We start from the raw sequence: 22,033 nt of genomic DNA on the forward strand, positions 1-22,033 counted from the left end.
TGCATTTTTTTGGCTTTGTTAAAATTAGTTTAAAATGATTTTTCATTTCTGTATTGAGTTTTTATTATAGTTTTTGTTCCATGTAAAATTAGGATGAAACATATTAAATAAAAGGGGGGTTAGTGGTCTTAAAACTGGGGGTAGCTGTTCAACTTTACACAAATCAACTGTTTGTAAGCTACTTATGTTTTTCAAAGTACCAAACAGAGATCGTTCTAATATTTTATTAGTTTGTTGATTTTTACCTTTAAGCACCTTCATTCTTAAAATCTCCACTGTGATTTTGACGGTACTCAGAAGGTAATTCATTAAATAAATTTTGAAAGGATTTTCTAAAATGCTTCAAATCATTAAATCCTAAATCATATGCAATTTCTGAGATATTTAATTGAGACTGAACAATAAGTTGCCCTGCTCGTTTCAATTTAATTGTTCTTATAAATTCAGTAAGCGATTGTCCTGTTAGTGCTTTTAACTTTCTATACAATACAGAACGACTCATACCCATTTGTTCTATAAAATCATTGATTGAGAATTCTGAATTTGACAGGTTAGCTTCCACTAAGTCTATTGCTTTTTGTAAAAACAACTCATCTGCAGAAGTCACTGTTAGTTCTTTAGGTTGCAGTATAATGTCTTTTCTAAATTTATCAATCAAGTTTTTTCTAGATGTTAATAAATTAGTAACCCGTATTTCTAAAATATTAGCATCAAATGGTTTTGTAATGTATGCATCTGCTCCTAAAGTGTATCCTTGTACTTGGGCATCTTCTGAAGTTTTTGCCGTTAACAATATAACTGGAATATGGCTTGTTAAAATGTTTGTTTTAATATGTTCACATAAGGTAGTACCATCCATAATGGGCATCATTACATCACTTATAATTAAATCTATATTATTTTCTTTAGCTATTTCCAATGCTTTTTCTCCATTTTCAGCTTCTAATATGTTGTTGTTATTTTTAAAAATATCTTTAATAAACAACCTCACTTCTGCATTATCTTCCACCAATAAAAGTGTAGGTTGCGATTCATTAATAGTAGCATCATCTGAACCCAAATCTTCTAATAAAGATTCTTTTACTAAAAAATTGGATTGTTCAGAGTAAAACGAATCATCAATTTTTACATCGTTAGATTGTGAAACTATTTCATTGGCTTTTAGGTGTTGTTTTCCTAAAGGAAGAGTAAGAATAAAGGAAGTGCCTTTGCCTTCTTGGCTTTTAGCTTTAATTTTTCCATAGTGTAGTTTTACCAAATTTTTACATAAAGCCAAACCAATTCCTGTTCCTGTTCGTGTGTTCTCATCTTCATCCAATTGATAATACCTATCAAAAACGGCTTTAATACTTTTTTCTGGTATGCCCCTTCCGCTATCTTTTATAACCAGTTTCAGAAATTCTGTATTGGGTAATAATTTTCTTTTTTTAGTGATAGTAGATAAATTTATAGAAATTTCACCTCCATCTGGAGTAAACTTAAATGCATTGGATAATAAATTAAAAGCTATTTTTTTAAGATTGATTTTATCAAACCAAACCTCTATAGTGTCTTCTGAAGCATAAAATGTATAATTAATTTGTCTGACTCTTGCTAATTCATCAAATGATTGCTTAATATCCTCTATAAACGGCACAATATTATTTTTGGACGCATGAAGTTTTAATTTTCCTGATTCGCTTTTTCTAAAATCAAGCAATTGGTTAATCAATTGTAAAAGAGCACTAGCATTGCGATGCATAATTTCATGCTGTCTCTGTACAAATTCATTTCCTGTTTTTTGTTTAAGCATGCGTTCTAACGGACCAATAATTAAAGTCAATGGTGTTCTAAAATCATGGGAAATATTAGTAAACAACCTTAATTTCATTTGGTTTATTTCCTCCATTCTTTCTTTTTCCAAACGTTCTTGTTTCAATTCATTCTTTTCATGAATTCGTATCAAGGTTTGTTTTCTTATCACTAACACTATAGATAGTAAAATGATGGAGTATATAAGGTAAGCCCACCACGTCTTCCATGGTGCTGGTAAAATATTAACTTTTACATGAGCACCTTTTTCATTCCACAAACCATCATTGTTAGATGCTTTTACCTTAAAAAGGTATTCTCCTGCATCTAAATTTGTATAGGTGGCAGATTTTTTATTCCCTATATAATTCCAATTAGCATCAAAGCCTTCTAATTTATAGGCATACTGATTTTTTTTAGGTTGAGAATAACTTAAAGCTACAAAATTAAAACTAAACACATTCTGATTGTGTTTAAGGGTCATTTCTTTATTAAGATTATTTTTGGGTAAAAAGGGCTTATTGTTTACTAAAATTGAAGTAACAGAAACTGGAGGAATAAAACTATTTTCTTGAATGTTTTTTGGATTGTAAAAATCAATACCATTGGTGCCTCCAAACATCAAATCACCATTACTTAATTTTATAAACGCTCCGTAGTTAAACTCATCACTTATTAAACCATCAGATACATCAAAGTTTTTAAATTGACGCGTATTTAAATCCAACCTACTCAAGCCATGATTTGTACTCAACCAAAGCGTGTTAGAATCTGCAGGCAAAATACTATATATAACCTCATTTGGCAAGCCTTCTTGCATACCATATTTTATACTCTCTTCGGTATCTTGATGGTAATAATACAACCCATCACCTTCTGTTGCTATCCATAAATTTCCATTTGAATCTTCAGAAACACAAAGTATGGCATTGGTGCTATAGGCATCTAACTTTTCCTTATAATTAATGGAAGTAATTTTTTTTGTTTTAATGTTAATTTTTGCAAGCCCTTTACTTCCTCCCACCAATAAAACATTTTTATCAGAAGTTTTTGAAATGCTATAAACCAAATTACCAATGCTATTTAAAGGGTCTTTAATTCTAGTGATAGACTCTGTTTTAACATTTAAAACATTAACTCCTCCCCCTGAAGTACCAATCCAAATATTTTTTTGATAATCTTCAAATAAGGCAATAACCCGATTATTACTTAAACTTGTAGAATCATCGGGTATGTTTCTATATTTTTTAAATTTAAATGGGCGGTTTTCTGGGTTTAGAAAATTAAGTCCTCCATCATGGGTTCCTATCCAAAAGTTACCATTTTGAGTCCTAATCATTGATTTTACATTATCTGTACTAAGACTATTAGGGTTACCTCCATCATGCATATAATAGGAGAAAGTACCCGTTTTTTTATCATAAAAATTAATACCACCGCCCTCTGTACCTATCCATAAATTTTGTTCTGAATCTTCTATTATAGAACTGATAACTTTATAATTAAGTTTTGAATTATTACTCCCTGCAGAAAAATGTTTAAATACATCAAAACTTCTGTCGTAATAATTTATACCCCCTGCATATGTACCAATCCAAATATCTCCTTTACTATCTTCAAATATTTTATATATAGAATTCTGACTTAAACTGTTTGGTTCATTTTCATCATGATAAAAGTGAGAGATTGATTTTTTATCTTTATTTAAAACATACAAACCAGCATAAGTCCCTACCCATAAATTACCTAAATGATCTTGATGGATACTCCTCACTTCTTCTGTAATATCATGAACAGTGTGGGGTGGCATCTTATAACGCTCAAAAACACCTAAGTGTTTGTTAAAAAGAAACAATCCGTTTTTATAGCCTAACCATAAATTACTATCAAAATCTTCATATAATACAGGCACATAATTTAAACTCTTTTCTTTTGAATCTCCTTCGGGATAATCATAATGTATAAAACTATTCGTTTGAGGATTGTATACATCTATATTACTAACATTACAAATCCATATATTCCTATTTTTTGATACAAATAAAAATCGAATTTGATTCGCAGATATACTATTATGTTCATTTTTATTTTCAAGAAAATGAGTAGTTTGTCCATTTGAAATATTAAACTTTTCAAAACCGTAATTGGTACCTAACCATAAATACCCCTTTTCAGATTGGGCTATACTCCATATTTCATGATTCGATATACCATAGTCATTATTTGCTAGTTTAAACCTTTCAAACCTATCTTCATCTGGCACATATTTGTTCAACCCATTCCTTGTTCCTACCCACAAATTACCATCTTCATCTTCTAACAAAGATTTTATAAAACTATTACTTATACTATGAATATCTTCAGAATTGTGTCTATAGGTTTTAAAATCATGTCCATCATATTTATTCAACCCATCTCGAGTGCCAAACCACAAAAAACCTTTAGTATCTTGTAAAATGCATAATACAGAACTTTGTGACAATCCATCTGTAAGCGACAGGTGTTTAAATTTTAATTTCTTATAATCTGTTAATTGTTCTTGTCCGAAAGTGGAATCTATTATTAAAAATAAAAGCACTAAAGCTATGTATTTTTTGAATCTCATTTTTTACTGTGCTATTAAATATGAATCTAATATAATAATTTATGATTTTCTAAGCATATATATTAGTAACTTAAAAACAACCTCAACAGCAGACCATACAAATAAACATGAATTTAAAGACACAATAAACTAATAATAAACAACTTATAATTAACACAATAATAAACTTAAATACAGAAAACTAACTAAAAAATAAACATATTCAAAAACTTCCACATTCCATTTAATAGCTAATTTTTATACCATACGGAATACCGTAAAATTTTCCTACAACATGTTTTTAGTTTTGTTATAAGTAAATACTTAAAAGTATTCAAAACTTATGATAAAGAATATAAAATCAACAAACAGGATAGTATGTCTAAAGAATTTAATAATTATAACATTATTATTCGTCTTAGGTTTTGTATTAATTAGGGAAAAATATGTAAGTAGGATATTTGACCGATTAACCAGAGAGAAATACATACATACTTATGACAAAAATATAAATTTTAAACGTGAATTAGAATTATACGAGAACTATAAGAAAAAAGGTAAAGTTGTTATGTTAGGAAACTCAATAACATATCAATGCAGATGGAATGAATTGTTACAAAGACATGATATAATAAATCAAGGCATTGGTGCAGATGTAACAGACGGATTTTTACAAAGAATGAAGTATGTTTATAAAACGGAACCTAAAGTATGCTTCATAATGGGAGGAATAAATGACCTTTTCGGTAATATTAGTAGTATAAAAATTAACTATAACATTGAAAAAATTATAGATACACTACAATCAAAAAATATTGAACCCATTATTTACTCAATATTATTTGTATCAAAAAAATATGAAGAAAATCATCCTACACTCAACATGAGAGTTAAAGAAACGAATAAGTTATTAAAGCAAACTTGCTTAAATAAAGGGATTGACTATATTGATTTAAATAAGTTCATGGGAAATGATGATTATTTAAGAGAAGAGTATTCGTATGATGGCCTACATATTAACGGGAAAGGTTATAAAAAATGGGGCGAAATAATTCTTCCTATAATTAAAAAAAAAGTGGACAAGGATACTATTTAAAATTCTCTTTTTCTATACAAAATGTGTAAAAGAATAAAACTACTATTTGATTTATGTACTGATTTTATAAGGTTGAAAAAAGCAAAAATTCAATAATCAAATCAATTTAATTGCACGTAAATTCTAAGCTTATAATGTCAGTTTAAATAACTCAAGCTTTTTAGAAATAAATAGATCACAGTGAAATACAAGAAACAAAAAAAGGCTTCAATTTCTTGAAACCTTTATTACCATCAGTGACCTCGACAGGATTCAAACCAGACTCACAATTCTTAATGTTTATAAGGGTTTTGAGATGTTGATAAATTTGAGGTGTTACAATAACGACCTTTTTAATTGAATTAATTTGCTGAAAATTATCTTTCACTCTAATATAAAAATACAAAATTCAAATGAAAATTGAGGGTAAAGAGCATCAAAAGTTATGATATTTTCTTAAAATGAAATTATTTGCTAGAGACTTTCAATGATATTATCATTTCACTATGTTGGAAATAGTTTTTAATACAACAACATAAATAAGTTGACCTGTAACAAATCATGATTTCTGTAATAATTTACTATCTTAGTATTATAGTGTGAATATAGACAATTGTCTATATTCAATCTTGTTGTATACAATTATATAAAATGAGTTACATAGAAGAAATTTCTGAAATTGTTCAAAAAAAACTCATTGTTAAGAATGAAATTTTTGATTACTTCGAAACACCTCTTGAAATACTTTGCAACAAAATATATTTGTACTACAAAAGACTAATCGAAAACAATTCAGATTTATATAATATTGAACCGAATTTCTTTTTCTTCAAAAACAATACAACTGTTAATGCTTCAGCTTACATAAAAGAAAAAAACACTTTAACAAGTATTAATATTGGAACAATTCAAAAACTAAAGAACACTTTTTTGGACAATGAAGAACTGACAGATGAAATTTTTGGTGAACCCATACAAACACTTAATCAAATTTTAATTGAAAAAGAAAGTTCTGTAATGGAATTCATGTACTATTCGTCAATAATTTTCTTGATAAATCATGAAATAGGTCATTTGATACAGAATAATGGTGAATTAGAAAAACACATAAATGAATCAATTAATGAAGCAGAAGATTTCAATATTGAAAATCACATTTATGAAGTTGACTCGGATGTATTTGCTTCAATGAAACTTACTCAAGATATTCATCAAGTTTGGCTTAAATTCGATGACAAATATAAAACTGACGAATTTCTTTGTGATTTAATTTCTTTAGCATCATCTGCAATTGGGATCTTTAAACTCTTTAATTTAGAAGCAGAAAAAGAAATTTATTACAAGGAGAAATCTCATCCACATATGGCAGTTAGGTTTCTTATTATACAAGAAAATATAGTAAACTACATCTCTCACATTAGAAAATCAGAAATATCAGAAAAAAATAAGGATAAAATGATGATAAATTCATTTGCCATAATTGACACTTTAAACAAATTTCACAAGGATTCATTTTTTGATAATTTCACAAAAACAGTTAATCAACATTCAGATGAGTTAGAAGAATACGGAATGTATTTAACCAAAGAAATAGCCGCAAATAAAAAATGTGCTTATTATAAAATGAAAGCCTTAGAAAAATAACAGTATACAACAAAGGTGGTTATAAGTAATTGCTAGTGCTCGAGTACTCTGAAAATCCTCTCTATATTTGCCTATGCGATTAATCATAAATTCACTATTTTAACACCAAATAAATAATGCTTTGTAAACATCCGAGCCTAACACGTTACATGCAAAAACTAAAAAAAACATCATACTTTAAATGAAAGACATTGAATTGATCAAAGTTTATGAAGAATCTTATAAAATACAGTTTGATGATTTATTTAAGTCTTTGGATAAAATATACATAAATGCAGTTGACAAACAATACGCTATAAAATGCCAATTAGGAATAATTAACTTTGTCGGTGGGTTTATGGTCAATAGCGAGTTGGATAAAAAAATCATCAAATTATTTGACCATACAATGAAACTTGGAGGAAATATAAGTGACGTAATAAATACCATTCCAAACACAGTAAATTTTCACAAACAGGAAAAAGAATTAAAAACCAAAGACAATAATAATGACGTAACAATTGTATGGAAAAAAATTCTTGGAATACCATACAAAATCGAACGAATAAATGCTGTTATTCAAGGGACTATAAGTTCAAATTTTGAACATCTTAAAGAGAAAAGTGAGATTGCAGAACATCTTGGAAAACAAAGAGCTGTAGTTGATCTTCTTGAGCAAATAAAAGTAAAATTCATTGGTAATGGTGGACTAATGGAACTTGACGAAAAAAATGGAGAAAATATTCTGCCTGTAAAATTTCAAACTTTAAATAATTTAAAAGAGTGCATAATTAGAAATGACTTAGCTGATTTTTTTAAAACTTTACAAAGTGTATTCGCTTCTCTTTCATACGATATGAAAATAACCGAAGGATATTTTCATAGCCATATTCATTTTTTATTGACTTTACTTGATTTTGATATTCATTCTGAGGTCGAAACTAACAGAGGCAGAATTGATTCTGTTATTGAAACTGAAAATTACATTCATATTATAGAGTTCAAACAAAATGATTCGGAAATAGCTTTAGAACAAATATTGGAAAAAGAATATTATCAAAAATATTTAACGAAAAATAAAATCTTAATTTTAGTAGGAGTTGCAGTAGACAAAAGTCAACGTAATATCATCGATTGGAAAATGAAATCGTACGGATAAGTGCTGCAAGTAAGCCTTATGAAATTAATTGTTTGTTCGAGCTTGCTTACGAAAATCCTCGCTAATTTATTCGATTTTTATTTGCTAACTTTCGTGCTTTACCTCGCACCTAATCATACATAAACACAATACCTGCAAACTAAAAAAAAGAAACTGCATCAAAATGATAAACAGCTCAATCGAAGACGACCTACTTAGATATATTGATAAAATATACAACGAAGGTTTATTTAATAAGAATAACGAAAGAGTTAATGCAGAAGATATCTTTTGTCGTTTATTTAAGTTAATTTACAATTGGAGTGATTTAAAAAATCTTAATTATTCAGAACCAAATTCTGCAGGAATTGATATATATTCAGAACAAAAAGGAATTGCAATACAAATCACAACAATACAGAGTAGCGAACTAGATAAAATAGAAAAAACAGTAGAAAAAATTTTAAGACACCACGCAACTAAGAAGATAAAAGGTGTTATCTGTTTTTTTGTAAAAGATAAAAGAGCAATTAAAAATTTAAACGAGGAATCTTTATCCAAAAAATTTGGGAAAAAAATTAAAATACGAACTTCACTTGATTTAATAGGAGATATTAATAGATTTAGTACTCCAGCTAAAAGAAAAAGAATTGAAGAAATTGTCAAACAAGAACTATCTCCAGAATTTAATGGATTAAGTAATCTTAACTCATTTAAACCATTTGACAAAGTAATAACATCTACGGAATATATTACTCCAGAAAATGCCATTTACTTCTCTGAATTTGAGAAAAATAAAATTAAAGAGATTGCCTTACTTTTCAATAAAAACAAGACTAAAGAATATTCTATACTCGGGAATCCTTGTAGCGGAAAATCAACCTTTACAAAAGCAATTGTTAGAAACTTAATCCCTTATTACAAGACCTATACTTTAGACCTATCAAATCCGGATTTAAATCACTCAAGAAGAGATTTAATGATGGAGCTAAATCAACTTTCGTTTTATCATTCAATTGTAATACTTGAAAATGTACACGATAACGTAAACTTATTTAAAGAGCTACGTCAAAAAATCGTGCTTTTTGAATGGATAAAAGGAATCTATATCTCGAGATATTACAACTCTTTTAGAGAAGAAGACAAAAACTCAATTCTAAATGTTTTCAAAGATATATATCAATTTAGGTATAATCCGGATTTTGAATTTGAACAAAAGGTTTCAGGCATTATCGACAATAGAATTCGCCATTTAAAAAAAGAATATCCTGATTTTACTTGGTACAAAGGAGATTTTAAAACCATCTTAAAAAATACAGATAGCAATCTATTAAAATTAAATATTGCACTTGAAACCTGGATTTCATCAAACAAAAAAGGTAAAAACCTTAAACTTGACCAAGTTAACAATGACAATATTTATTCCTACTTTTTTGATGCTCATAAGCTAAACGAATTCAATACTGAACTTCTATTTCTGTATTCTTATTTGTTCAGTCACGACATTTCATTTTTAAGAGTCAAAGGAAAAAACGAAGAGTTTACAAAACTTAAAGAAAAAGGAATTATTTTAAACTACACTACCAGTGATTATTACTATTTCCCTCATAAGGATTATGCAAGTTTAATCCATCTAACTTTAACTAAAGAAAAAGATTTAGAAACAACATATTTGATAGAATTGCTCATTAATTATCTTGACAAACACAAAACTGAATCAGAATTAAATATCACCGAAATAGTAATTAAATTATATGCGTCAGCTCAATTTGAAATTGTAAAAGCACTATTAAATGAAGCAAAAGTTCTTGAGCTTATTTCAATTAAATTCGATAGTAATATTAGAAATTATGAAGTATTTGAATTGCAAAAAATATTCTTCCACTCATTTGATATTTTGAACAACAAAAATCAATCGGCTTATTACAATCTTTTTATAAAATATTACTCTAAAAGCAAACTTGAACTTTACTTATCAAAAGATTATTCTGTTTATAGCAATTTGCTTCAAATTGCTAATCAATTAAACAAAGAGTTAGGAGGCATTATTAAAACTCTTCGACCAAACGAACAGGCAAATACTAATTCCATTACGGAATTAACAATGCGAATTAGCAAAAAAAAAGCAACTCCAGAAACCGTAAATAGAATTCTAAATTCTTTTCATTTTCCCGAATGGCTATCTATGATAGAAAAATTGCCTACTCTTTCAAGAATCACAAATTCATTATCTGAATTAAATACTTCGCCTTTATCAAAAAAATTATTACTTGGAATTATTAGAAATTTAAATATTCAAAAACTTGTCAAAAAAGGGAATAGTTTAAAAACTGTTCAAATTGGCAAATCAATCAGAGAGTTAGAAAAAATTGATATTGCACTGGGTACAAACATTGCGAAAAAACTCCTTGACCAACTATCATTGAATATTAATACATCTAATACAAATCTATCAGATTTTTCAAAAAGCTTATCTGATTTATCTTCCATTGCACCAGATTTAGTGAATTTAGAATTGAAAAAGAGTTTTGGTAATGGAACATTTCACAAATTACTTGAGAAAGAACAAAGCCTAAGTAATATTTCAGCTCGACTATTAGAACTAAACACTACAATTGACAGTGAAAAAGAGATTTTTCATGAAATAATAAATCAGTTTTTTATTTCTACCAGTTTCAAAAAACTATTAAATAGTGAACAGAACATAAATAGTTTGTTAATATTCTATGAATTAGTAAAAAAGAACGAAATAGGAATTACCCAAATTAGTCAAAATGACATTTTATATATAACTAAAGAACAAATATTAAAGATTGATTTTGACATAACAATTTTATCAAATCCTAAAGTATTAAACATTCAAGAATTAAAGGAGAAAGTAAAAAATGAAATATCAGCTGAATTATTAAATAAGGTTATATACGGTTCCAAGTTTACTGTTATTGAATCTTTATTCCTTGTTTTGACAAGGGTTGACAAAGAAAAAACAGTAAACGCATTGAATATGTCAGATTTAAATATCTTTTGTAATTCAATGTGCCACAATGAACTTAATATTAGTCAATCAACCGAAGTTCTTAATAAGACAAAGAATAAAACATTTGTAAATGACAACTTGAATTCAAATCTATTTTGCAGTAATCTTTTAGATAAATACTTAACAATACAACGAGCAGACCAATATCAATACGGAAGATTGAATTTTGGAGATTACTTAAAGGCTTTTGACTATTCTCTAAAAATTGATTTCAAAATAGCAATAAAGCATTTTGAAAATGATTTTCTTAAAAAGCTAAAAATATCGAATAACAAAAATCTAACTATTTCATCTTTGTTCCAATCATTGAGAAGAATAGAACAATTAACAGATAGTAAATACAATAAAGAAATCCGAGCATTTCTTAAACTATACAAAGCAAAATTCTTAACTGGAATTAAAAACGAGAATTTAGCAAAAACTACATCTGGACTTGTTGAATTAAGTAAATGTGATTTAAAAGATTTCGCAGACGAGTTACTTTATGATTCAAAGAATGTTGTTTTAAATAAGATTAGGCAGTTGAATGGAGATAAAATTCTAAATGCAAAAATATTTCCTGATATTGAAAAGATAGCGATTGGAAAAGCAAAAATTCTACTGACGGAAATAAAAACCAGCAGGTAGCATCGGTATAATTAATTGCTTGGTTCTGTCCTACTTACGAAAATACTCGTGTATTTTCTATTCGGGTTTTATTTGCTAAATTAGGTTCTTAGACACTGAACAAACCATATACAAACACGTTACACAACATATTTTTATGATGGAAAAATAAGCGTGAATAATTCGAAACACGCTATTGTCAAGGAATTCAGATTGACCAATTAGAATAAATTTAAAGTACCTAAAAAAATACGCTTGCCAACAAAGAAAGTGCTAAAAAAATGTTTTTTACCTTAATTTTTACCTTGCTAATTTCTTTTTGGTCATTTACAACAGTATAAATGATAAAAATAAGCGGGTATCATATCACAATTTAAAACACGAACCGACTTAATATCACCGATAAATATTAAAGGTCATCAGAGTATCTTACACTGCTCCCTTCCGGAGAAGAAAGACGTGTTCGACTCATATCTCAGATTGACTAATGTTCTCAATTAATCCTTATTCTTTGTCAACAAAAGTTTTTCAATACTATCATAGCTTGCCAACTGGGCATCTGGAAGAATGCTGTCCACCAAGTCCAATACAGTGGCTATAGTCAGATCCTTGGAACAATTTGACAGCCTAGGTGAAGCAAAATCGTTCTCACTATCCAATGCCAAAATACATGTTCTTAACAAGCATGATATAATATAACGCAGTTCGCCATTGTCCGTGACCTCAAAAGTTACTTCCTGCATCAAAGGGCTGTCTTCACGCTTATAATATTTGCGTTCTCTGGGGTTTAATAATCTAAAGACTGTTTCCAGTTTTTCTTTATTCGTCATATCGTTAGTGTCTTCTGTTTTCATTCTATTTTTAAATTTTAATTAACGTCCTCTTGGGTAAACATAAGTTTTCGCATTTTGTCTAGGTATATCCCTTCTTCTAATGGGATTAAGTTTTTCATAAACTCCAAAACCGTCCTTACATCAGATTCTCTCTTTTTTATATCTAATGTTAAATCTTGTTGATCTTCTAAGGCTAGAATACACACATTAAGTGTCGATTTTATAGTGCAGAACAGTTCAAAATAATCATAAACACGACAATAATTTAGGTAATAACCTTCTTGGACGCCTTCTATCTTTTTTAACAATACTAAGTTTTCAGCACTCAGTTTCTTAATCTTCTCTAATTTTGATAAGGCCTCCTTTTTTGTTTGTTTCCCTTTCTTGTTTACTTTTTTATTTTTCATGGTTTCTATGGGCTTGTTTCTTCTAAGGGTAATAGTTTTATGGCTAATTGTAATACTTCATTGATTTCGTATTGGAATCCATAAATTGAAATGGGCGGTGTGATATCATCCTGTAAACAGGTGACACTCAAAACCATTAATGATTTTGCAATGCAGAGCATTTCATAGGCATTTTCAAATTCAAGCTGACGAACTAAATACGCAGTTTTATTAGTTTTGCTTGATGCTTCAATAGTTTGTTCTGAATATGAATCCATATCATCATGTATTTTAATTGCTTTAAAAACTGATAGTTCCTCATTGAAAAGAAATTGGATATCCTTGATGAACAATCCCAATTTTTGTGATAATTGGTCCAGTTCTTTTTCTGTTATCTTGTAGTTGTGGCTATATCTAGCAGAAGAATAGGCATCTTCCAATACATCCAACATTCTGGTTTCTGCATCTGATTCCACTAGAAAAATACTTTCTAATTTATGTACTGATTTCAGAACATAGTTTTGATGGTTCTTGATGCTATGACATATCTTAATCCTACCACATATAAATTTTTCTAAAATTCTATAGCCTTGCTCAAATGCTTGATGCATCATAAATGCACTTTGCGACAAATGGTTTTGTGTTCTGAAATAACATATCCCCTTCTTAAATGACTTCACTCTAGACATATCCCTTTTGAAATCTTGCTTTATTTTTTCAACTAGTTTGTTTGAATCTTGGCTAGGATAGTTCCAAATTAATGTATCTTGGAGTGTTTTATATACTAAGTTATTTTTATGACAGTTATTTACAAAATACAGATTCCCTTGCTGCAATTCAAGATTAGCATAGCTGAATGGAAAAACTTGGTAACTAAAATTTTCGTTATTCAAAAATATACTGTCAAGAACAGGTCTTATATCTTCAACATTATCTTTTTGAGAAACTTTCGTTATAATATTCAATCTATTTATAAACGACTGATGGGAAACACCTTTATTTAAATAAATGCGCTCAACTTCGATAACCTCTACTATTTTAGCTATGATTTCATTAAGCTCATTTGGGTCTTCCTCTGTTTGGTGTTCGATGCTTGTAGTTTTCATGGTCTTCTCTTTTCCATAAAATAACATTCCTTTTTCTGTGTACCCAACCACAACAAGTTGTAATTTACCTTTTCATAGTTGTTTTTTACTTGTGTTTTTATTGGATTTATTACTATATTTGAAATATGGAAACAGCTACAAAACCAAATCATATCGGACGTAAAATAAGCCGTATTCGTGAACTTAGAGGCATGAAACAGGAAGCACTTGCTGATGCACTAAACATTAGCCAACAGGCAGTTTCGAAAATTGAACAGTCTCCTGATATTGAGGATGATAAATTAGAGCAGATTGCTAAGGCACTTGGAGTGACATCAGAAGCTATTAAAAATTATAGTGATGAAGCAGTATTTAACTACTTCAGTAATTTTTATGATAACAGTACTGGTCAAGTTTATAATAATAATTGCACATTCAATCCACTAGATAAGCTAATGGAATCTCACGATGAAAACAAAAAACTCTATGAACGCCTGTTACAAGCTGAACAAGATAAAATCACTTATTTAGAAAAGCTATTGAAAGAAAAATAAAATTACTTAGTAAAAATACTTTTGAAAAAGGAATCATTTTGAAATGATTCCCTTTTTTATGCTTTTAACTTTGGTAAATCTTGGTTTAAGATTTCAATTGGAACAGTTGTCTGACCTCAAGATGAATCCGTTCAAAGTTCGCCTGTATCTCTGCATCATTATAGCAATGGATCGGTGGTGGTAATGCCCTGGTAATATTTGGCATTTTAAACTGAACCTTTCGGTCTTTGCCATCTGCAAAAGAGATAAATTCCCCTTCCTTTAACCGAAAGAACACATCCGAACGTATTTTGCTGACCTCCTTTTCCCCCGTGCTGATCCTGGAATCAAAGTCCAGGCTATTTTGACTCTTGCTAATCGTGGTCGTTGGTCTTTTGACAATTTCAAAGAAGCGTTCATAATACTTGGCGGTATCGGGGTCATTGGCCTTTCCAAAGAACTGATAGGATAAATTACTTAATATGGCACGGCTTGCTTTATCCCCATACATCATATCGTTTTGGGTCTTGTCCTGCATCACATAGACCGTAGAGATATCATAGCTCCGTAAGGTTGCCGGGATTCGGTGCATATTGAGCAGCCTGATAGTGGGGGCTTCTTCCATAAGGATAAAAGAAGATTCCCGATGTCGTATACTCATTTGTTTTGTCATGGTATGGATAATGGTGGCAATCACTGGTGAGTAAGCGGTTTCAAATTTGGGATTGTTGACGATGGACACCACGGCTGGGTTTTTAGGGTTATTGATATCCAAGGGCACTTCATCTGCTGAAAGCGTCATAAAGATGCGTTGGGTGCTGATTTTTTTTAAGGCATTCGCCAATGTGCTCATCACCCCTGCCGTTTGGCGTTCGGAATCCCTTCCTGAAATAAAAGCATTCGCCATAGCCTTAGAGGTATAATCGGAACTCAAAAAATCAATGAGACTATCGGTATCCAAATATTGATAGGTAGCGATTAAATGGGGAAGCGTGCAATACTTGGGGTGGGCGGTCTTCAATTTCCAGATAAGTCCTCCCAATAATCCTTCCACGGCATCATTAAAAAACTTGGAAGACCCTGAGGCGATGGATTCCCTTTGTTCCAATAGGTTTTCCAAGAGTACCCGTGATACTTCATTGACACTTTCCTCGTCTTCCACATATCTTGGGGCAATGGGATTCACCTTGGCATAGATATCATCAAAGGAAATGATATGGAAAGGACGGTTGGATTCCTTATATAGAGGGTACGCCATTTCGGTAATCTCAAAATGTTTATAATCGTGGATAAGACCGCAAAATTGATACTGCTGAAAATGCTTTAACATATTATAGACCACTGATTCGGTCTTGCCACTACCAGCAGACCCAATAACGGAGGCACCCCTACGGATGTTTCGGAGTTTTATAGTGCCATTCTTTACCTTGATTTTCATGAAATATTTTCGCTGTGTTTTAGGCTGCTCCCAAACTGGGCGAATCCAAACAAACAGGATATTTTTGATAATTATTAGGGGCAAGAACCAATAGCCCAATAGAGCCATGAGCTTGTCAGGATGTTGGAGGTAAAGTAAATAACCTATCATGAATAGGCCTAGGGCATGGAAGCCATAAGCGAACCGCATATAACGGTAACCAATAGCCATCAAGGCAATTAATGAGCTATAGATACTGATTATTAAAACTGGTGTTGTCATTGGATTGTTTTTTTAAATGCCGATGGAGCTTGCGTTTTTTGCAACATCAATCGTTTTTTTTAATTGTTTGAAGGCTTTCAGTGCCAATTGCACTTGGTTGGTGGGAATGTTCAGGTTGGGGACGTGTATACCCGCTTTGCCCATCATCTTAAAGGCGGCACTTTTTTCATTGGTTGGGAGTGACATCAGGTGCGCATAGAACTTGTAAGGTTCTTTGTTGTACATTTTATGTGCCGTATAGCTTTCTACAAAGTTCCGCTCGTATTTAAAGAGTTTATCAAAGGTCTTTTCTGCCTTTTCAAAAAACAGGTCGCGTTCAAAGCCCCGCTTGACTGGGCTGCCGTTCAAGATGACCTCGGAGGCTTTGTGAGAACTTCCTGGGGATAAACTGAGCGTGTTGGTTACATCCTTGCGGCTAACAATGATATGTACATGGGTCTGAAGTCCCTGCTTTTTCATTCCCTGCACGACCATCTTGCCATTGATGTGGTGTGGGGCTTCTGCCTTGAGCTGTTCGATGGTTTTTTGTATGACTTGACTGTTGCCCTCCAACTCCCCTCTTCTGATTTTCACTAGGTCATTTTCCAGTTTTACAATTTGTGACCTAAAAGGTTGGTTCTCCTTTATTTCCCTATCAAAGCCTTTATAGGTACGTTCGTACTCTATCTTGGCATAGTATTTTATACTGTCCACCGATATGGGCGTCTCCCTATAAAAGGAACTGGCGTAGTCCTTCATGGTTTCCCTGACATACTGCCGTAGTTTTTCTGGGTCATTGTCGATATGCTTCAGTTCCCTTTGGCTTGGACTTATAGTGAGGGAATAAAACTTGGGCTCGTTTTTTCTGAGCTTGGCGGTATTACCGTCGATGTCCTTGACGATGTGCTTGGGGGATACATGGTCGTTGTGCTGGTCAAAAAAGTGCTCTTGCACCTCAAGGGACTTGTCCCTGTTTTCCTTTTCCAGATAATCCACAAAATCGCCGCAGCTTTTTGAAAAGGTGGTGTCCATGTGTTGTTTGGTGATAGAGATGTACATAATTAACTGTTTTTGATTTCTTCTTTAAGGGACTCATATTCTTCCAAGGTCATATCCAGTTGAAGCTTGGGCTTCCCAAAACTACTTTTTACAATACGTACCTTGGAAAACAGGAGATCCTCAAATTGTTGTTTGGTCTCTTTTAAATCCCTTTGGAGGGTGTTCTTTTCTTTTCTCAGTTCGATGGCTTCCAACGACGTGGCAAAGAAAGGGTCAGGCTTGATGTCCTGTTTGACCTCGACCAAACGGGGCTGTTTATGTTTGGGAGGTGTTTGCTCGAACAACAATTGTAGCATCGCCGTCGTCGGCTGCGTCTGGTGCTTTTCGATATCCTTGACAATTGAGATGAGCGCATTGATGCGCTTTTTGATATTTGCTTCCATGCCCCGCATGTTGGGGCCCAGGTCGGACATGGGGGACAGTTGGTAGGTATCGAAAAAGTCCATCATATGATCCAGGGTTTCGGTATAAGAGCCTCCAACTTTGGCACAAAAACCCTTGAACCGCTCTACGGTGTCCTTATGGAAATTGATGCTTAAAAATCGGCGTTTCATTTGTTTATGTTATGGTCTTTTCCTTGATTATGTTAATGCGACCCAGTATTTATAGGGGTCTCCAAAGGCATTAACATAATTCTGGTGTTTGTTCCAAGGAACAAACAGGATTTTAAACGTATTAAACAACTGATTTACAGTTATTTATAAAATTATAAGATAACGCAATGCCGCTTTAGCGCATTGCCCTCTTGCTATACCTTTTCGTCCCGCTAGCGGGACAAAATATTCTACAACCTGACTAAAAAAAGTCAGTTGCTTTTTCCTATGTTGCTGTTCTTTTAAAGTTATTAGATTAGGTTGTAAAATTCAAACCCAAATTGGTTTCAAATGGTTCGTTTTGAAACCAAAAAATATGATTTCCAATAAAACCTCAAATTGGAACGTCAGATTTTCAAAATAATCAGGATAAATTGCAAAAAAAAAGACCCCATATCCAATGGAGTCTTTAGGTTTATTTAATCCAATAATCATATATTGAACACGTACTTATAATTATATAGATTCCGTGTTGCTTCTTCTTCCAATAATTCATCATAATCCAATTGATTCTCTTGGGCGTACTTTTTCAAATCATGTCCAAACCTGTTTTCGATATCTTTCTTGGATATGGAAAGTAGATGGTTTTGTGTTTGTGCATCAAGGTTATTATAATTAAGATATACCATAATTTGTAGTTTTAAATTATAACAAACCATTATCTGAAAAGCTGTAATAATCACCATTTGGAACAACGATGATATGGTCCAGTACCTTTACATCAAAGAAAGCAGCTGCGTTCTTTATTTTTTCGGTGAGTTGTTTGTCCGCTTCACTGGGCATCAATTTTCCGCTCGGATGGCTGTGCGATAAAATCACCCCTACCGAAAGGGATTTTAAAATAACCGCAAATAAAATGCGTATATCCACTAATGTACCTGTAATACCTCCTATTGATAATTGATAGATGCCCTTGATTTTATTGGAGTTGTTCAATAACAATACTTTAAAGGATTCCTGTACCTCAATGGTGTTTTTGTCCCATGTTTCAAAAAGTAGTCTTCCTGCATCGGCTGAACTTTTGATGCTAGGGGATTTTGAAAGGGCGATGTTTTCTTTGTAACTTATCCGTATTTCGTTAACTTTGTTTTTCATTGTTCTTTTCTTTAGAGATTAATAATGAAAAGAGGGCACATACTATTTGAAAACTGGTTTTAGTGCCCTCTTTATTTTTTTTATTCATTGCTTCCAAGTAGCAATATTTCACTCACTATCACTTCGGTCACATAGCGTCTTGTGCCGTTCTTGTCCGCATAACTTCTTGAGGTTAATTTACCTTCAAGTGCCACTTCTTTTCCTTTGTCCACATATTTTTCAATAATATTTGCCGTTTTGCCCCAAGCCACAATCGTGTGCCATTGGGTGTCCTGTTGTTTCTCTCCTTTTGAATCTTCGTAAAATTCATTGGTAGCAATTGAAAACTTAGTGACTTTCTTTCCGCTTTCAAGATTTGTAGTTTCTGGCTCGTTCCCAACGTTGCCAATTAACTGTACTTTGTTTTTTAGAGTACTCATAATTAAAAAATTTAAGGGTTAATATTGACCTCTCTGAACCCTTCAGAAAGGCTTTGTTATTGATTTACTTAGTATATCCAGAGCGTTTTCCTTCTTTTGTTTTTTTAACTTGTGTTCCGCTTCCTTTTTATTGATTTTGTATGATTTCATAAGATTCATTTTAGATTTACTTCCCATAGAGCCGACGCTGTTACCTTTTTTTGTTGCTTGGTCCCTTTCAATATTTGGAATTGATAAGGACTTATAAAAGGGAGGCACGACCGGTTATGCAGTCCGTTCAACTTCCAAATGTTGGTATTTTGCTGTCAAAAAAAGGGAGGGACAGTGAGGGTGCGGGACTAGGCTTAAAGGCTTTTGTGAAGTACCAATACATAGGAAGCGGCACCAAATGATTAAATGGAATTCCGATGGAGCGGACTCCATTCACGATTTCGGATTGGGAATGCAGTGTTCCTTCCCAGATCATCGGGAAGGGTTAACGGAATGGAAAGGAGAAATTGGGGATGGTGTCCAAGACTTTTTTAGGGAAGCTCTTTGCCCGAAATGTAGCTTTTCGCGAAATGGAGGGGAATGTGCTGAACAATATGTGTGTAATAATCAAAAAAATGTATATATTTGTTCACGAATTAATTATGTTCACGAATACTGAACAAATAAAAATAATGAACAAAATATTTTTGTAATGACTGAATTAGATATTTTCAATAATGCAATTCATAATTTAGAGAAGGATATCCCGATTACTTGGGACTGGAAAACCATTGCTCCTAATAAAGATATTGGTATAGATGGGGAATTGGATATAACCTTGAATAATAAGAGAGTCTTATTAATGGTTGAGATTAAAAAAGATGTAAAAAATCACCAAATACTCAATATACTTCATTACAATAATAAATTTCAAAATTTTCTATTGGTTGCCGAAAAACTATTCCCAAAAGTAAAGGAAGAACTTCGACAGCATAACGTGAATTATTTAGAGGGCAATGGAAATGTCTATATAAACCATAATGAGATATTCCTTTATATAGATACGAATAAGACACTTAAAACTAAAAAGGATAAAGGAAATAGAGCATTTACCAAAACTGGCCTTAAAGTCATATTTCATTTTTTATTAAATCCGCAGTTAATAAATCAGACACAGAGAGATATTGCTGAGATTACAAATGTAGCCTTGGGAAATATTCCCTTAATTATAAATGGGCTATTGGACACCAACTTCATCTTAAAATTGAATAAGAATGAATACGTCATTAATAATTATGAAGAACTCCTCAATAGATGGATTACAGAATTTGAACAAACTTTAAGACCTACGATTTTTAAGCAACGTTTTAGATTTCAAAATAAAAATCAAGATTGGAAAGAGATACAGTTCAACCAAGGGAAAACGGTATGGGGGGGTGAACCTGCTGGGGATATACTCACCAATCATTTACGTCCGGAAAAGTATATCCTATATACCAAAGAGACCGTAAGAGATCTGATGATCAACTATAGATTAATTCCAGATGACGAAGGAGATGTATGGGCATACGACCTCTTTTGGAACCCCCAATTTAACGAGAATACAGCACCCACAGCATTGGTTTATGCGGAACTAATGATCGGGAATGATAAAAGAAGCAAAGAAACTGCAAACATAATTTTCAATGAGCAAATCAAACCAAACCTATAAGGAATTAGCAATCCCTTATTTTAAAGAGGTTTTTGACATTATCGATGATGTATTGGTAAAACTGAACATACCATACTACCTAATTGGCGCAAGTGCGGTAGCCTTAGAACTATTGAAAGGAGGTATTAAACCGAGCAGGGGAACAAAAGATATTGATTTTGCAATAATGATATCTTCCATACAGGAATTTGAAGCCGTGGTTGAAGCACTTCTCAAATATGGATTTAACAAAGTAGAAGCCCCGTGGACGCTATATAATGACAGATTAAATATTGCCATTGACCTATTACCTTTTGGAGAAATTGAGGAAAAATTCACCATACAATTTAATGAACGCTATACAGATTTGCACGTTTTAGGTTTTAGCGAAGTGCTACAAGAATCCGGAACCGTACAAATAGAAGAAAAGTCTTTAAAGATTCCGTCCCTTCCTGGAATGGTAGTTTTAAAATTAATCGCCTGGAGCGACAGGCCAGAAGATAGGGATAACGACCTATATGATATTTTGAGAATTATAGAACATTACTTCGATTTAAATTTTGATGAAATAGTAGAACATCATAACGATACCTTTCCGGAAGAAGATGACTTGGATCAATTCAAAATTGCAGCAAGAGTATTAGGGAGAAAAGCAAGCCAGTTTTTAAATATTTCAGAAGCCATCAATGATAGAATTTTAAAAACTATCAACGATAACGTTGCAAATGCCAAAGATTCAGTAATTGCCAAACAATGGATAAGAAATAGAGAATGGGATTTAGAATATGCCGTTCAAATTTTGGAAGAATTTAAATTAGGTTTGATTGAAAATAAATAG

General features: G+C 31.8%; 17 protein-coding genes. 7 read left to right on the forward strand and 10 right to left on the reverse strand.

What is annotated here, in order from left to right; all coding sequences use genetic code 11:
* Window positions 1-247 precede the first annotated feature (247 nt).
* The gene (locus APS56_RS04665) at window positions 248-4,396 is read right to left on the reverse strand and encodes a hybrid sensor histidine kinase/response regulator transcription factor (protein WP_054725300.1); all 4,149 of its coding nucleotides are present in this window, start codon (window positions 4,394-4,396) and stop codon (window positions 248-250) included.
* Between the two features lie 322 nt (window positions 4,397-4,718).
* Between APS56_RS04665 and APS56_RS04670 the strand changes: the two genes are divergently transcribed.
* From APS56_RS04670 to APS56_RS04690, 4 genes are all read left to right on the forward strand, one after another.
* Complete coding sequence (locus tag APS56_RS04670; RefSeq protein ID WP_054725302.1) at window positions 4,719-5,471, forward strand: GDSL-type esterase/lipase family protein; 753 nt, start codon at window positions 4,719-4,721, stop codon at window positions 5,469-5,471.
* A 630-nt stretch (window positions 5,472-6,101) separates the two neighbouring features.
* Complete coding sequence (locus tag APS56_RS04680) at window positions 6,102-7,094, forward strand: hypothetical protein (protein ID WP_054725309.1); 993 nt, start codon at window positions 6,102-6,104, stop codon at window positions 7,092-7,094.
* A 181-nt stretch (window positions 7,095-7,275) separates the two neighbouring features.
* Window positions 7,276-8,232, forward strand: a complete 957-nt coding sequence (locus APS56_RS04685) for a PD-(D/E)XK nuclease domain-containing protein (protein ID WP_054725313.1) — start codon at window positions 7,276-7,278, stop codon at window positions 8,230-8,232.
* A 163-nt stretch (window positions 8,233-8,395) separates the two neighbouring features.
* Window positions 8,396-11,875 carry an SMEK domain-containing protein gene (locus tag APS56_RS04690; RefSeq protein WP_054725316.1) on the forward strand — a complete coding sequence of 1,160 codons (3,480 nt, stop codon included), beginning with the start codon at window positions 8,396-8,398 and terminating at the stop codon, window positions 11,873-11,875.
* 476 nt (window positions 11,876-12,351) lie between these two features.
* On the opposite strand, the gene APS56_RS04695 is transcribed toward APS56_RS04690, so the two are convergent.
* From APS56_RS04695 to APS56_RS04705, 3 genes are read right to left on the reverse strand one after another with little or no spacing between them, the layout of a single operon-like run.
* On the reverse strand, window positions 12,352-12,708 hold the full coding sequence (locus APS56_RS04695) for a hypothetical protein (protein ID WP_054725319.1): 357 nt from the start codon (window positions 12,706-12,708) through the stop codon (window positions 12,352-12,354).
* A 14-nt stretch (window positions 12,709-12,722) separates the two neighbouring features.
* Entirely contained in the window at window positions 12,723-13,094 is a 372-nt protein-coding gene (locus APS56_RS04700; protein WP_054725321.1) for a hypothetical protein, read from the reverse strand.
* 5 nt (window positions 13,095-13,099) lie between these two features.
* Window positions 13,100-14,179, reverse strand: a complete 1,080-nt coding sequence (locus tag APS56_RS04705) for a hypothetical protein (RefSeq protein ID WP_157757604.1) — start codon at window positions 14,177-14,179, stop codon at window positions 13,100-13,102.
* Between the two features lie 125 nt (window positions 14,180-14,304).
* Between APS56_RS04705 and APS56_RS04710 the strand changes: the two genes are divergently transcribed.
* Complete coding sequence (locus APS56_RS04710; RefSeq protein WP_054725327.1) at window positions 14,305-14,712, forward strand: helix-turn-helix domain-containing protein; 408 nt, start codon at window positions 14,305-14,307, stop codon at window positions 14,710-14,712.
* 85 nt (window positions 14,713-14,797) lie between these two features.
* Here APS56_RS04710 and APS56_RS04715 read toward each other — a convergent pair whose 3' ends face one another.
* From APS56_RS04715 to APS56_RS04740, 6 genes are all read right to left on the reverse strand, one after another.
* Complete coding sequence (locus tag APS56_RS04715) at window positions 14,798-16,390, reverse strand: type IV secretory system conjugative DNA transfer family protein (protein ID WP_054725330.1); 1,593 nt, start codon at window positions 16,388-16,390, stop codon at window positions 14,798-14,800.
* Between the two features lie 12 nt (window positions 16,391-16,402).
* A complete protein-coding gene (gene mobB, locus APS56_RS04720) occupies window positions 16,403-17,428 on the reverse strand; it encodes a MobB family relaxase (RefSeq protein ID WP_054725333.1) in 1,026 nt (341 codons plus the stop codon).
* A 2-nt stretch (window positions 17,429-17,430) separates the two neighbouring features.
* The gene (locus APS56_RS04725) at window positions 17,431-17,982 is read right to left on the reverse strand and encodes a BfmA/BtgA family mobilization protein (protein ID WP_157757605.1); all 552 of its coding nucleotides are present in this window, start codon (window positions 17,980-17,982) and stop codon (window positions 17,431-17,433) included.
* Window positions 17,983-18,452: 470 nt separating this feature from the next.
* Window positions 18,453-18,650 (reverse strand): hypothetical protein, encoded by a 198-nt coding sequence (locus APS56_RS04730; RefSeq protein WP_054731161.1) that lies wholly within the window; start codon window positions 18,648-18,650, stop codon window positions 18,453-18,455.
* 16 nt (window positions 18,651-18,666) lie between these two features.
* Window positions 18,667-19,116 (reverse strand): JAB domain-containing protein, encoded by a 450-nt coding sequence (locus APS56_RS04735; RefSeq protein ID WP_054725340.1) that lies wholly within the window; start codon window positions 19,114-19,116, stop codon window positions 18,667-18,669.
* Between the two features lie 80 nt (window positions 19,117-19,196).
* Window positions 19,197-19,535, reverse strand: a complete 339-nt coding sequence (locus APS56_RS04740) for a single-stranded DNA-binding protein (protein WP_054725343.1) — start codon at window positions 19,533-19,535, stop codon at window positions 19,197-19,199.
* 682 nt (window positions 19,536-20,217) lie between these two features.
* Between APS56_RS04740 and APS56_RS04755 the strand changes: the two genes are divergently transcribed.
* Together APS56_RS04755 and APS56_RS04760 are read left to right on the forward strand one after the other, a co-directional pair.
* Complete coding sequence (locus APS56_RS04755) at window positions 20,218-21,216, forward strand: type IV toxin-antitoxin system AbiEi family antitoxin (protein WP_054725352.1); 999 nt, start codon at window positions 20,218-20,220, stop codon at window positions 21,214-21,216.
* On the forward strand, window positions 21,191-22,033 hold the full coding sequence (locus APS56_RS04760) for a nucleotidyl transferase AbiEii/AbiGii toxin family protein (RefSeq protein WP_054725355.1): 843 nt from the start codon (window positions 21,191-21,193) through the stop codon (window positions 22,031-22,033). Before APS56_RS04755 ends, APS56_RS04760 begins: the two co-directional genes overlap by 26 nt.

This window comes from Pseudalgibacter alginicilyticus, assembly GCF_001310225.1.
Lineage (GTDB): Bacteria > Bacteroidota > Bacteroidia > Flavobacteriales > Flavobacteriaceae > Pseudalgibacter > Pseudalgibacter alginicilyticus.